The 15,285-nt window shown below is 30.5% G+C and carries 11 protein-coding genes and 1 rRNA gene; 9 read left to right on the forward strand and 3 right to left on the reverse strand.

The annotated features are described in order from the left end of the window. From rrf to LGK95_RS17270, 4 genes are all read left to right on the forward strand, one after another. Window positions 1-113 (forward strand): 5S ribosomal RNA (rrf, locus tag LGK95_RS17255); the annotation flags it as partial. Between the two features lie 220 nt (window positions 114-333). After that, window positions 334-1,323, forward strand: coding sequence for a Gfo/Idh/MocA family protein (locus tag LGK95_RS17260; protein ID WP_226126155.1), 990 nt, complete (start codon window positions 334-336; stop codon window positions 1,321-1,323). Further along, window positions 1,320-2,009, forward strand: a complete 690-nt coding sequence (locus tag LGK95_RS17265) for a response regulator transcription factor (RefSeq protein ID WP_226126156.1) — start codon at window positions 1,320-1,322, stop codon at window positions 2,007-2,009. Before LGK95_RS17260 ends, LGK95_RS17265 begins: the two co-directional genes overlap by 4 nt. Next, window positions 2,006-3,475 carry a HAMP domain-containing sensor histidine kinase gene (locus LGK95_RS17270; protein ID WP_226126157.1) on the forward strand — a complete coding sequence of 490 codons (1,470 nt, stop codon included), beginning with the start codon at window positions 2,006-2,008 and terminating at the stop codon, window positions 3,473-3,475. Before LGK95_RS17265 ends, LGK95_RS17270 begins: the two co-directional genes overlap by 4 nt. Window positions 3,476-3,614: 139 nt before the next feature. Here the strand turns inward: LGK95_RS17270 and dcuS are convergent, their stop codons facing one another. From dcuS to LGK95_RS17285, 3 genes are all read right to left on the reverse strand, one after another. Continuing rightward, the gene (gene dcuS / locus LGK95_RS17275) at window positions 3,615-5,225 is read right to left on the reverse strand and encodes a DcuS/MalK family sensor histidine kinase (RefSeq protein WP_226126158.1); all 1,611 of its coding nucleotides are present in this window, start codon (window positions 5,223-5,225) and stop codon (window positions 3,615-3,617) included. A gap of 163 nt (window positions 5,226-5,388) precedes the next feature. After that, window positions 5,389-6,711: a 2-hydroxycarboxylate transporter family protein gene (locus tag LGK95_RS17280; RefSeq protein ID WP_226126159.1), complete on the reverse strand. Its 1,323-nt coding sequence runs from the start codon at window positions 6,709-6,711 to the stop codon at window positions 5,389-5,391. A gap of 183 nt (window positions 6,712-6,894) precedes the next feature. Next, window positions 6,895-7,602: a response regulator gene (locus LGK95_RS17285; RefSeq protein WP_226126160.1), complete on the reverse strand. Its 708-nt coding sequence runs from the start codon at window positions 7,600-7,602 to the stop codon at window positions 6,895-6,897. Window positions 7,603-7,867: 265 nt separating this feature from the next. Here LGK95_RS17285 and LGK95_RS17290 point away from each other — a divergent pair, with 265 nt between their 5' ends. From LGK95_RS17290 to LGK95_RS17310, 5 genes are all read left to right on the forward strand, one after another. Next, on the forward strand, window positions 7,868-8,578 hold the full coding sequence (locus LGK95_RS17290; RefSeq protein ID WP_226126161.1) for an ABC transporter ATP-binding protein: 711 nt from the start codon (window positions 7,868-7,870) through the stop codon (window positions 8,576-8,578). After that, on the forward strand, window positions 8,571-10,175 hold the full coding sequence (locus LGK95_RS17295) for a SoxR reducing system RseC family protein (RefSeq protein ID WP_226126162.1): 1,605 nt from the start codon (window positions 8,571-8,573) through the stop codon (window positions 10,173-10,175). The genes LGK95_RS17290 and LGK95_RS17295 overlap by 8 nt, the downstream gene beginning before the upstream one ends. Before the next feature lie 83 nt (window positions 10,176-10,258). After that, window positions 10,259-11,014 (forward strand): DeoR/GlpR family DNA-binding transcription regulator, encoded by a 756-nt coding sequence (locus LGK95_RS17300; RefSeq protein ID WP_226126163.1) that lies wholly within the window; start codon window positions 10,259-10,261, stop codon window positions 11,012-11,014. 15 nt (window positions 11,015-11,029) lie between these two features. After that, window positions 11,030-11,845, forward strand: coding sequence for a Cof-type HAD-IIB family hydrolase (locus LGK95_RS17305; protein WP_226126164.1), 816 nt, complete (start codon window positions 11,030-11,032; stop codon window positions 11,843-11,845). 372 nt (window positions 11,846-12,217) lie between these two features. After that, entirely contained in the window at window positions 12,218-15,229 is a 3,012-nt protein-coding gene (locus LGK95_RS17310; protein WP_226126165.1) for a GH32 C-terminal domain-containing protein, read from the forward strand. Window positions 15,230-15,285: the final 56 nt, after the last annotated feature.

Genomic DNA, 15,285 nt, shown 5'->3' on the forward strand with positions numbered 1-15,285 from the left:
GTGATTATGGCCTGAAGGTAACACCCGTTCCCATACCGAACACGAAGGTTAAGCTTCAATGCGCCGATGGTACTGCAGGGGTAACCTTGTGGAAGAGTAGGTCGTCGCCAGGTTATAAAAAACCACTAAGTTTATCTTAGTGGTTTTATTTTGTGGAAATGTTAAAAAAGATGGCTTTTGTCATCTTTTTTTTATTTATAAAGATACTATCATTAAAGTCCTTTACTAATGATTCATATTTTTGATATACTTATATTAAAATATTTTTAGGTGCAATTAGAGTAAGTATAATGAAAACGTAAATAATATAATATAATAAGGGGATTGATTAAAATGAAGACGATACGCTGGGGAATTATTGGATGTGGGAATGTTACTGAAGTTAAGAGTGGACCTGGTTTTCAAAATTCTAAAAATTCTCAATTAGTGGCCGTAATGCGTCGTAATGGAGATTTAGCTAAAGATTATGCATTGCGCCATAACGTGCCAAAGTGGTATGATGATGCGCAAAAATTAATAGATGACCCTGATGTTGATGCAGTTTACGTAGCTACTCCACCTGCATTTCATAAAGAGTATACATTGAAATGTGCACAAGCAGGAAAACCAGTTTATGTTGAAAAACCAATGGCACGAAATTTTGAAGAATGCACAGCTATGATTGAGGCATGTGAAAATGCTGGTGTACCATTATTTGTAGCGTATTACAGAAGGGCTTTGGATCGTTTCAACAAGGTTAAAGAATTGATTGATTCTGGGGAAATTGGAGAAGTACGTTTAGTTACAGTTGTTTTATACAGGAAAGCAGTTAAATGTGATCCGAAATCTGGAGAATTTCCATGGAGAGTAATACCAGAAATTTCAGGTGGAGGACAATTTTTGGATCTTGCTTCTCATACTCTTGATACTTTAGATTATATTTTGGGACCAATTAAAGAGGCAGTTGGTCATGCAGGTAACCAGGCAAAACTGTATGAAGCAGAAGACATTGTTACAGCTTCACTTTCATTTGAATCTGGAGTAAAAGGAACTGGGGCCTGGTGTTTTTCAAGTTTTTCAGATTATGATATGAATGAAATTGTCGGAAGTCGCGGAAAGATATCATTTTCAACTTATGGAGAAGAACCGATTTTACTTACAACTCTTGAGAAGACCACTCCGCTGCACATTTTAAAGCCAGTTCATATACAACAACAATTAATTCAAGTAATCGTAAATGAACTTAACGGTGTCGGAGTAAGCCCGAGTAAAGGGGTTAGTGCTGCACGAACAACTTGGGTTATGGATGAAATTTTAAAGAATTACAGAATTAGAAGAATATGAGCATACAAGAAAAAAAACAAATAAATATTTTAATAGTAGATGATGAGGAAAGTATAGTTGAATTCATAAAAATGGGATTAGAGGCTGAAGGATTTACTATCCATACTGCATATGACGGTATAGAGGCAGTAGATAAAGCAAAAGCAATAAGACCTCATATTATAATTCTTGATATAATGCTACCTGGAATTAGTGGTTATGAAGCATGTTTAGAAATAAGAAAATATATAAAAACATCTATAATAATGTTAACAGCTAAAGATGAAATAGATGACCGTGTCCGAGGACTTAATTTAGGTGCAGATGATTATATGGTTAAACCCTTTAGTTTTAAAGAATTAGTAGCTCGAATTAATGCTAGACTTAGAAGCACGTTTCCAGAATTATTAGATATTATTAGAGTAGGAGATTTTTCTATAGATGATGGTGCACATGAAATTATTTATCAGGATAGGCTCTTGATGTTATCTCTAACTGAATATAACTTACTTAAATATTTAATAGTTAATAACGGTTTAGTATTAAGTAAACGAATTATATTAGAAAAAGTTTGGGGTTATGACTTTAATGGTGAGGAAAATATTGTTGAAGTATACATAGGATACTTGAGAGATAAAATTCATGATAAGGGACATAACGTTATCTGCACTTTACGTGGAGTTGGATATAAGGCTGTAATATTATGACAAGGATTAAAGCGGCATTTAAATCAAAAAGTTTAAAATGGCAGTTATTAATTAGATGGTCTTTAATGCTAATGCTTTTGCTCATTATTATGGGGATATCTCAATTCTTTATTACTAGAAGTTATTTATTATCAGGAAAAAACCAAGTTCTTGAGGCTAGATTACATGATTTGGATAAAGACGATCTGCAAGAGTCAAAATCCTCAAACAATTCTAAATTAAAGGCGAAGTTTCTTGTTAATTTAATTTCTGACCGTAATACTAGTGTGGTTATAGTTGATAAAAAAGGTGAAATTCTATCTGAAAGTAAAGGAATAAATGGAGATATAACACCCCCTAATCTAACACGAGAGGAATATAAAAGGTTACTTAAAGAAAGTGGAAATGGAGAAAACTATAAAATAATTGAAAATAAGACTCACAATAGGGATATGCTTAAATTTAAAAAAATTAGTTCTGGACCTCTAACACTTGGTCTAATTCAAATAAGCACCACGGTAGAACCAATAAATACAATGTTACGCAAGCAAGTATATTTTTATATTGTGGCCTCTATTGTAATAATAATTTTAGGTATATTAATTGGAATAACAGTTTTAAAATATACTTTAAAACCTTTGTATAACTTGACGAACACATTAGATAAAATAACAGTAGGACAATTAAATTTGAGATTACCTATAGACAATGGTCAGTTTGAAATAGATAGTCTCTCTGACGCTTTTAATGGTATGTTTAAACGGATAGAAACATCTTTTGAAAAGGAACAATTTATAAAGGATAAGATGCAAAGATTTATTTCAGATGCTTCTCATGAAATGAGGACTCCGCTTACGTCTATTCATGGTTTTGTTGAGGTTTTACTTCGTGGAGCAGCTAAAAATGAAAACCAGTTAAATATAGCTTTAAATAGTATTTTAATAGAGAGCGAACGTCTTACTGAGTTAGTTAATGAACTTTTAATGCTTATTAAGCTAGATCAACAGATAAAAGTTGAAATGAAAAACGAAAATATTAAGGATATTATAGAAGAAGTATATCCCCAACTTAAAATACTCGCTGGTCAAAGAAAAATACAATTAAAATTAACAAATAACTTGTTAGTTAAAGTGAATAAAAATCAAATCAAACAAATAATTTATAACTTAGTACAAAATGCAATACAACATACAGATGAAACAAATGGAGTTGTTAGTATTAGTGTGAACTCCATTGATAAGCCTTTAGGATCTTTTTTAGTTCTTAAGATTGAAGATAACGGAACAGGTATACCCGAAAAAGATCTATTTGATATATTTGATAGGTTTTTCAGAAGTGAGGCCCATAGGTCAAGAAAGTATGGGGGATACGGGCTAGGTTTATCTATAGTAAAGTCTATAGTAGATGCCCATATGGGAGAAATTTATGTAAGTAGTGAATTAGACAAAGGAACTAGTTTTTGTATATTCATTAAGTTAGTTAATTGATGCCCCTCTTGTTTTATGTATAAATTATGATAGGCTTCTTACAAGCCTATCATAATTTTTTTTATAAGTAGGAACCATCATTAAAGTTTCTAATTTAATTCCAAGCTATTCATTCTTTATAAGTTAAGGGATGAATAGCTTATATATGAGTATTATAGTTAGGCAATATTACTGTGATTATTGTTCCTTTGTTTATTTGAGATGTCACAGTTATTTTACCTTCTAAATTATCAATGGCTTCTTTAACCAGGGCTAGACCAATTCCAGAACTACCTGCTTTTGTAGTATATCCTCTTTCAAATATTGTTTTAAGATATTTTTGTTCTATTCCAATTCCTGAATCTTGAACCATAATTTTAATTTCTTTAGTGCTTTCTTGAATTCTAACATTAACATATTTATCTTCTTTTATACTTTTGCTAGCGGCTTCCATTGCATTTTCTATTAAATTTCCTATTATGGTTACTAAGGCATTGTTAGAAATATTTCTAAGGTTATTCTCGAGATTTGTAGCTTCATCAATGATTAAATTTATTTTTAATTCTTTTGCTCTGCTAAATTTCCCTAGCATTAATGCCGCAATAGTGGGATTCTTAATTTTATTTGTAACTTCACTTAAAAGCTTCTGCGTTTTCTCAGTTATGTTAGTAATATATTTTTTAGCATCATCTAATTCTCCAATGTGTATCAATCCTAGTATGACATGAAGCTTATTCATAAACTCATGATTGTTTGCTCTAAGCGCTTCAACGATTTGCCTTACACCAGTTAGCTCTTCAGCAAGATTAGTTACCTCAGTTTTATCTCTAAAAGTGGCAATCGCACCAATGATTTTCTGCTTATCTTTTATTGGAACTCTATTAGTCATAATTAAAGTGTTATTTATATATTGTTCTTGGTCATATTCAGATAATCCTAATTGTGTTATGGATAATAAACGAGTAGTTGGAAATAGAACATCCATTTTTTGTCCTATTATTTGATTTTTATTATATTCATTTTCTAATTGTAATATTTTTAATGCAGAGTCATTAATGAGTGTTATTTGTCCATTCTTATCAACTGCTACCAAGCCTTCGTGAATGGCATCAATTATACTCATTTTTTCATTATAAAGTTTTGCTATATCCTGTGGCTCTAGCCCAAGTAATGTCTTTTTTATGTTCTTAGCTAATAAAAAAGCTCCTATGATTCCTACAGTTAAAGCTCCTAAAGTAATAAGAATTAAATACATAATAGCTGTATGTTTTGATTTTTCTATACTGTGTGTGAGGGTTCCTACAGCTACAAAACCTATTTGTTTATTATTAATATCATATATCGGAGTGAAAGCTCTTAATGCTTTTCCAAGGGTTCCGCTAGCTTCAGAAATATAAGTTTCTCCTTTATTTAGAACGTTATATTCGTCACCACCAGTAAACTTTTTACCTATCATTTGTGGATTAGGATGGGAATATCTTATTTCATTCATATCAACTACAATAATATATTCTATTTGGGCTACTTCTTTTAACAAAGAATTTACATAAATGCCTATGATTTTATTTTTATCTTTTATTTCTAATGCCTTTTTTACTTCTGGTGAATGCGCGACAATTTCAGCAACATTCATTATATTTGTTTTAACCTTACTTTCTATATTATTTGTCATCCATGAGGTTACAAATAATATAATTATAGAGATGGAAATAAAGACAACTAGTATCACTAATATGGTGAGCTTTGTTTGCAACCTAATCGTTTTTTTCACTGTTATTACCTCATTTCCTGTAATTTTATTTCTGTCTTATATCTATTATATATTTTTTTATCAAACTTTTATATATAAAAATAAAGAGATGCAATAAAGCACCTCTTTATTTTGTATATTTAAGTTGTTGATTCTAAATTTATTCCTCCACTTAACTAAGTTACTAAGAAACAAATTTCATTAATAACGCTGCTATTACTACCATTGAAGCTCCACCAATTCTAGTAGCAATCTGTGCAAAAGGCATTAATTCCATACGGTCTGAAGATGATAATATTGCTACGTCTCCTGTGCCACCAAGTCCACTGTGACATGCTGTTACAATTGCAGCGTCTACAGGATACATATTTACATATTTCCCAATAAAAAAACCTGAGGAAATCATAGCTAAAACTGTAGATGCACATATTGTAATGTATGCTGGAGTAATGGCATTTACTAATTCTCCCCATGGCACGTATAATACTCCAAGGCCAATCATTAGTGGGAAGGTTAAGGACCCAGATATGAATTTATACAAGTGATATGCACCTTGTTCCATTTTTTCTGGCATTAGCTTTAAAATTTTTAATATCGCCGCTGTAAAGATCATAATAACTGGCCCGGGAATTGGAATGAATTTACTTAAAAGGCTACCAAATATGAAAAGAGTACAAGCGATTAATAGTCCAGCTCCCATTAAGGAGAAATCTATAGCCTTATCTGGGGTCGTATCATTTAACATTTCACTATCATCACCACTTTTAACTAATGTACCATTACCAGTAAGTTCTGGCCTTTTTTCACCAAAACGCTTTAATAAGCCTGCTGAAATAATTGCTACAACATTTCCAAGCAATGCAGCTGGAATCATTTGAGCTATAAATACCTGTTGACCTTGATGAAGAATTTCCGAATACGATAATGTTAGAGGGAGTATTCCTTCACCTATTCCTCCTCCAATAATTGGCATTACAATAAAAAAGAAGGTTCTATAAGGTGTATATCCAAATAATAATCCTACAAGTATACCTGTGGATACAGCTGCAATTGTTCCAACAATCAGGGGAACAAACATACGAGTAAATCCTTTAATCAATACCTTTCTATTCATTCCGAGTATACTTCCCGCTACTAAAACAGAAATATATAAGTATAGAAAGTTTGAGGTTTTCATTACTGCAACAATCGATTTCACAGTGCTCGGATTTAAAAGGTTTGCATATAACATATAAGATGGAACAAATAATGCTAATATTGCTGGACCACCAATATTTTTTAATATTGGTATGTTCTTTCCTGCCTCACCTAACAGTATACCCATAATCATAATTGTCGCAAAACCACCAATCATATCTGCTGGAAGTTTTCCATAAAAAGAAGCGGCAAAGATAACACATGATATAACTAAGTACAAGGGTAATGGAATAACACCTATCTTTAAAGTAGTAATTTTAGATATAAAACTCGGTGAGTTTTTGGGTTTAACGTTTACATCAGATTTCATATGAAATACCTCCTATTTTATTATTGCATTTAATTATTATAATGAAATTATAAAACAATAAGAAAAACTTTAGTAGTATATTAAACTTTATAAAGTGTTTTGTAATTAAAGTAAGCATATAAAACATATAGACCCATAAGGTTATATATTTTATATGCTTACATAGATAAACTACCTAGTGTATTATAAATACCTGTTAATAAAATTAGTATTTGACTTTAATAATTTATACTTATAAATTGGTCTTCCGAGAGAACCATAAATCAATTCTTTTTTTAAAACGTTTATTTCTTCTAGAAAGTTTAGATATTTTCGAATAGAGACCCTTGATATTCCTAAAAGAACTGCCAATTCAACTGTTGAAAAAGCTGTATCTTTTATTTCTAATATTTTATCCCATACAAGCTTTAATGTGTTTCTATCAACGCCTTTAGGAAAGGATTCAAGGTTAGAGGGTTTCTCATTGTGAAGTAAAAGCTTATCTAATTCCTCTTGACTTATATTTTTAGAACTATTCATAAACTTTTCTCTGTTTTTAAAAGATGATAATGCCGAATTAAAACGTTCAAATTCAAAAGGTTTAATTAGATAATCAACAGCCCCATTTTGGAGCGCCTTTTTTATACTTGCGCTGTCTTTTGCAGCACTTACTATAATAACATCAATATTTTTATCGGTTTTTCTAAGCTGTGAGAGTAGCTCAAGCCCATCCATTCCAGGCATGTATATATCTAATAATATTAAATCTATAGGATCTTCCTCTAAAATTTTAAATGCATCTTCAGCTGAAGCAGCAACACCTTTTAATTGAAAACCACCAACATGTTCTAAATAATATTTGTTGAATTTTACTACCATGGGATCATCTTCAACTATCAAAACATTGATCAATAATTAATACCTCCTAACCAGTGACATGGTAAAGTTTTATTTTTCACCTTATTTTATATATTTTATCATATTATTAAAGGACTTATGAGTAAAAGGTTGAAATGATTTAGTTACCAAGAAATTAATTTTTAATAAGCACTTGTAAAGAAAATGTTTTCGGGAAAAAATGCAATAACGGATTCATTAATTAATGGTATAATATTCATGTGAGAAAAAACAATTATTATAATATAATTCACGTAATAGTAATTAGGGGGCAAAAAAAATGAAATTAGTACTTAAAAACATAGATAAAAGTTATGGTGATAAACAAGTACTAAAAAAAGTATCATATACATTTGAAAAAGGGAAAATCTATGGATTGTTGGGGCGAAATGGAGCAGGTAAGACAACTCTTTTTAACTGTATTAGTGGAGAAATTAAGTATGATAATGGTAATGTTACTATTATTGAAGATGGAAAAGAAACTGAGGATATAAACTATAGAAAGGTAGGATATGTTTTTTCTGAACCTGCCCTTCCGGAATTTTTAACCGGATATGAATTTCTAAGGTTTTATATTGATATAAATAAGGATAAGATTAAAAAGTTACTCACCATAGATGAGTATTTTGATATTATAAAGATCAATGAGGAAGATAGATATCGCTTAATAAAGGGATATTCTCACGGAATGAAAAATAAAATGCAAATGATTTGTATTTTGATAACTAAACCTCCTGTAATTTTACTAGATGAACCTTTGACTTCTTTCGATGTAGTGGTGGCATTAGAAATTAAAAACTTAATCATAAAAATGAAAAGTGAGCACATTATTATTTTTTCTACACATATTCTTCAACTAGCTACAGATTTATGTGATGAAATATTGGTTCTAAATAATTATATTTTAGAAGAAGTAGATAGTGAGGTTTTAAAGAGTGTTGAATTTGAAGAAAAAATTGTTGAGATATTAAAGGAGAAAGGCAATGATTAGTCTATTTATAAATAGCTTCAAGGTCTCTTTCGTAGAGCAAGCTAATACTTTTATATATTTCCTTAAAAGATTACCCATTCTTGGCAAAAAAATACCCGATAATTTATATAAAAGAACACATGCTAAATTAATTATAGGTGTTATACGCAGTATATTAGGAGTGTTTGGTGGATTCATAGGAAAAGTTATATACTTGGGCATAATGATTATTTTACCATCTTATTTAATCACTCATGACATTACAAAATTACAACCTGCTTTTATACACATATTTTTCTTTTTAAGTCTTGTTATGGGACCACTTATGAAAACTATAATACTTGATGAAAACAATATAGCAGCCTTTAATATGATAACCTTAATGAAGGCTGACGCAAGAGACTATTATCTTGGGGAACTACTATATAGAAACATTACTAACTTTATTTATTTTGTAATTCCTGTAATGATCATAGATTTAATTATAGGCTATACTCCACTAAGAGCTATAATGCTTATTGGGGAAGTAATAGCTTTTAGATTAATTGGAGAGTGGTTACAGCTTTTCATATATGATAAGACTGAAGTAATGTTAAAACAGAAAGGATTATATATGTCAGCCGTAATTATTGGTGGGCTTTTTCTTGCATATGGGTTACCTCTATTAGGGTACACTATTGATTTTAATTTAATATTATTTAACTCTTATGTTGTTATTACTGTACTTGGTATCGGGGTCGCCTCTTATATATATATATGGAGATATAAGAGATATACACAAATTGCAAAAGTATTATTAACTAAGGAAAATTTATATAATATAGAAAATATAAAAAATGGAATTACATTTGCAACTGTGAAAATAGATGAAGAGAGAATGAGTAGGGAAGATTTAAATACAAAACAATATGACGAAAAGCAGGGGTATGAATATCTAAACTCATTATTTTTTCTGCGTTTTAGAAGAATAATGATTAATCCAATAAAGCAAAGAATTATATTAATATTTATTTTACTTTTAATTGCGCTGTACTTTGTATTTTTTATGGCAAGTAAGCGTGGAATATTAGTGAACACAATTAAAGATAGTATTCCAATGTTGGTGTTTATAATGTACAGTATATCAACGGGAGAAAGAATCTGCAAAGCTATGTTTTATAATTGTGACGTAAGTTTATTAAGATATGCTTATTATAGAGAGGCAAATGTAATCTTATCCAACTTCACTTCAAGGCTTAAGAGGGTAGTTATTATTAACATTATACCAGCATTAACTTTATGCGTCGCTATAGCCTGTATTATAATAGCTAGCGATAGCTCACAACTTATTAAAATGATCCCTTTGTTTTTGTGTATAATTTGCTTAGCTTGCTTTTTTTCTATACATCATTTATTTATGTATTATGTATTACAGCCTTATACAGAACAGCTAACGGTAAAAAGTCCATTATTTAAAATAATAAACACAGTTATGTATTTTGCTAGCTATCTTTGTCTTCAAATTAGGACATCTTCATATTATTTCACTACAGGAATTATTATAACAACTGTTGTATACATGGCAGTTGCGTTAATTGTGATTTACAGGGTAGCTCCAAAAACTTTTAAGTTAAAATAAATCATGTTAAGTATATACTTACATATACTTAATATATTGACAATGTACTTATATATACTTATAATTAGTTATGAGGTGATTATATGTATCAAGAGGAGAGGCTTTTAAAAATACTAGAATATTTACAATACTCAAGTAACCTATCTGTTCATGAAATATGCAACATGTTTACTATCTCTAGGGATACAGCGCGGCGAGATATAGTAAAACTTGTAGAAGAAGGTACTGTAATTCGTACTCATGGGGGGGTTACTCTTCCTGGCTTAGTAGATACAATTAGAAATTATCGGCAGCGACTTGAAGCTCATTCAGAAGAAAAAAAAGAGATAGCTAAAAGAGCTTTAATGTTTATTAAAGATAATGAACATTATTTCTTTGATGTATCTACAACAGTAAGTTATCTTGCAAAGGGACTAAATAAAAATGTTACAATATTTACTCACTCTCTTGATAATATAGAAATACTTTCAGAAAACAAAGAGGTTTCTGTTCATTGCATAGGTGGGTGTCTTAACAAAGCCAATCGCTTTTTCTACAATATAGACTATAAGAATTCTATTTCAGGAATTCATTTTGATGTAGCATTTTTAGGTGCCGCTGCCATAACGGTGGATGGAATTTATTATGCTAACCATGAAGACGCTTTCATTAAGCAAACCTCTGCAAAACAGTCTGATAAAGTTATTTTACTTGCAGACTTTGAAAAGTATGGAAAAACTGCTTATTATAAAGGATTGAACTGGGATCAAATCGATATCATTATTACTGACCGCATACCACCAACTTTATATGTGGACATTATTAAATATCATAATATTGAGTTGAATATTATAGAATAAGGGGGAAATATAATTATGAATAAAATTAAAATGATATGTTTGGACATTGATGGGACATTGCTTAATTCTCAGCATAAGATTTCACAAAAAACAAATGATATAATTAGAGTAGCTGCAAATGAAAAACAAATTCCAGTAATATTGGTGTCTGCAAGAATGCCAAAGGGAATATTATTTTTGCAAAAAGAACTTAATATAAGGCAACCAATTATTTGTTATAGTGGTGCTTTAGTTATAGACGCCAAAGCTAACATTTTATCAAGTAGCGGTATAGCAATTTTAGATGTCACACAAGTATATAGTTTTGTTAAAGAATTAAATGTTCATATGAGTTTATATAAAGATGATGAATGGTATATTGAAGAGTTAGATGAGTGGGCTAAGCAGGAGAGTGAAATAACTAATATCACCCCCAATATTACAAGTTTTACTGATCTATTTAATACGTGGGAAAATGAAAATTCTGGACCTAATAAAATTTTATGTATGGGAAAACCAAATGACATAAAATTATTGAATGCAAAAATTAAAAGTGTTCACTCAAGTGATTTAAATGTATATCCCTCAAAGCCTACGTATCTAGAAATAATGCCCAATAATGCTTCAAAAACTTCAGCTATAGAGATCTTGATGCAAAAGCTTAATATACAAAGATCAGAGATAATTGCTATAGGAGATAATTATAATGATATTGATATGATTGAATTCGCAGGTATTGGAATTGCTATGGGCAATGCCCCAGACAAAGTGAAACAATATGCTGATGACATTACTTTTTCTAATGATGAAGATGGTGTAGCTGATGCAATAAAAAAATACGTTATATTTTAGCCGATTTTTATTATGGCTAAAATTTAGGAAGACATCTAATAAATTATATTAGGTGTTTTGCCTTTAGCTGTGTTAATGAACTTTACAACATCTTCTTTGTAATTTTTCGAAAAGTATTTTTTAATAGTTTTTACCTTACTTTCATTAGGAAAACACAGATTTCTATTAAGAAACTTTTCAGAATCATTACAATTGTAATGATTTCAATGACAAAATACAGGCGAAAATAACATTAAATAGGTTCATAATATATTTATAGCATTATTCAATTTGGCTTAACTGAAAACGTTATCACAAAATAGTGCAATCACAGTTATGGGAGGAATTGTTTATACAATTGAGTTTTCGAACTAAATTTGGGGGGGATATAAAATGAATAAGGGAAAAACAATAAAACTAATAATAATTGTACTTATGATTATGACAACAACAATTATTTCTTCAATAAGAGCGTTAGCAGAGGGAAAAACTTCTAAGTCAGATATTTCATACAAATCATCACTAAGTCAAAAACACAGTCCGAGTAGTAATAAGGGCGTTACAACCGATTATTTAGAAAATTATCGTGAACAGTATCATTATTCCCCCGCTAAGGCATGGGCAAATGACCCGAATGGAATGGTTTATTTTAAGGGGGAATATCACTTATTCTATCAATATAATCCAGATGCTGCTGTATGGGGACCAATGCATTGGGGACATGCAGTTAGTAAAGACTTAATTCATTGGAAAGAACTACCAATTGCTTTGAATCCAGATAAAGGCGGAACAATTTACTCAGGATCAGCAGTTGTAGATAAAGATAATACTAGTGGTTTCTTTGATGGAATTAAAGGTGGCGGATTAGTTGCAATCTATACTCAAGATTATCTAAATGATAAGGGTACAGAAAAACAAAAACAAAGTATCGCATACAGTAAAGATAATGGAAGAACATGGACTAAATATGAAGGTAATCCTGTTATTTCAACAGAAAATGATCCATTAAATAATGGGGCATTTAGGGATCCTAAAGTATTCTATCATGAAGAATCTGGAAAGTGGATGATGGTAGTCGCAGGTGGACCACTACGATTCTTCTCATCAACTGATTTAAAGCATTGGAAACCCGAGGGAATGCAACCAGAAATTCAAACAGAATGTCCAGATTTATTTAAATTAGAAGTAGTAGATAGTGGTAAAAACAAATGGGTATTAAGTGAAGGCGGAAGATATTATCGTGTTGGTGATTTTAAGTTGGTAGATGGTGTTTGGAAATTTGTTCCTGATAATGATGAGCGTAGTGTTATGAATTTTGCTAAAGATTCATATGCAGCTCAAACTTACTCTGGCACAGATGAAAATGGTACACCTGATGGAAGAAGAATTATGATTAACTGGATGAATAATTGGGATTACTGTAATAACATTGCTCCAATAACAAAAACATTTAATGGACAATTTACTTTACAAAGCGAATTAAAACTAGTTAATACAAATGAAGGAATACGTTTAACTCAACAACCAATCAAAGAATATAAAAAACTACGTAAAGGTGTCAAGAACTTTGAAAATGTTACAATTTCTCAAGATAAGCCTAATATTCTGAGTGATTTATCAGGAAGTCAATATGAAATTGTTGCAGAGTTTAAACCAGATGAAAATACAACAGAAGTTGGATTTAAATTACGTGTTGGTGCAGGGCAAGAAACAATAGTTAAATATAATACTCAAACTGAAAAGATAACAATTGATCGTTCAAAATCAGGAAAGTCACCAAGTAATTCAAGTGTTTTCTTACAGTCATATAGTAGTAAGGTAAATAAAACAAAAGATGGTAAAATTCAATTGAATATTTTTGTAGATTCATCATCTGTAGAATTATATGGAAATAACGGGGAGGTATGTGGTGCAACTCAAATTTTCCCTAATCGTTCTAGTGAAGGAATAGAAGTATACTCACTTGGAGGAAAAACAAAAGCTACAATTAAATATTACCCATTAAGTGGTATTTGGAATAATGATATTAAGGGAAAGAGCTCTGTTTTAGTATCATTAAGTGAAGAAGAACTAGAAAAGACTGTAGGCGATGAATTTTCTATTTATACAACTACGATTCCTACAACAGTATCTCAAGGTGTTACATGGAAATTTTCAGATCCTGAGGTATTAGAAATTGTAAGTCAAGATGATACACAGACCACATTTAAAACAAAAAAAGTAGGAAGTACAACTTTAACTGCTACTTCTAAAGATGCAAAGGCCCAAAAAACAGCTAACTTAAATGTTTACGGTAAGGACACAAGTGATATTATTAAAGATTTAACTAATTTTAGCACTAGTGGATCTTGGTATGTTAAGAAGGGTGCTTATGTAGGAAACAATGAAGGTGATGGATTCACAGTAGCAGAACAAACAAATGCTGATAAAAAATTAACGTATACTTTAGAGGCTGAAGCTAATCTTTTAGATACAGGTAATACCGCTGGGATTGTATTATTATCACAAAATGAAGATCCTAAAAAAGGATCTATTATAGCAAATGTTAATAAATATGGTAATTATAGAGTATTTGTGTTTACAGGAGAATTTGATGATAATGGTAATCCAAAAGTTAAGGATTTGGTAGAGGGTATAGTTCCAAAAACAGAAGATAACAAGTACAATTTAAAAGTGGAATTAAAAGGAAACCATATTAGTTATTGGATTAATGGTGAATTAGTATGTGATACTAATCAAGATTATTATAAAACAGGACGATTTGGATTAAATGTGTTTGGTGGAACAACAGAATTTAAAAATGTAACTTTTAAGAGTACCACATCAATTGATCATACAAATATTGAAGGTTCAGGTTTAACTTTTGACCAAACACCAGGAAATTTACATGTGGCTAATGATAGTTATGTGGTAGATAATGGAAAACAGCAGACTGGTGTGGCGATTTCAGATCAAGAAATAGATATTAACAAAAATATATATACCTTAGAAATAGATTCTAAAGTTTTAGGAGATTGGCATGCTGATAATCCAGCAAATGGTGATACTATGGGAATTGTATTATTCTCTCAAAGTGACGATCTATTTAGAGATGGAGGTATTGTGGCTAATGTTAATAAATGGGGTTCGTATAATTTGATTGCACATGTGAAAGACGAGAATGGTAATATTAAAGAGGTTAACCTTGCAGGCGGTAAGGTTGGTGAAGCGCAATACAATAAATATAAGTTAAAAGTAAAATTAGAAGTAAACCGAATTAGTTTCTGGATAAATGGAGAATTAGTGTGTGATAATATACAACAAAATTATTATGAAACAGGAAAGTTTGGATTAATTGTATGGAATGGACCTTCAGAATTTAGAAATGTAAATATTACTAGTGACGAGGTTACTCTATTAAAATAGCTATAGATGGAGTAAAACAGTATGTTAATGAGATAACTTTTTCTAATGATGAAGAT

The sequence above is a fragment of the Clostridium algoriphilum genome (genome assembly GCF_020443705.1).
Taxonomy (GTDB): Bacteria; Bacillota; Clostridia; order Clostridiales; family Clostridiaceae; genus Clostridium_AD; species Clostridium_AD algoriphilum.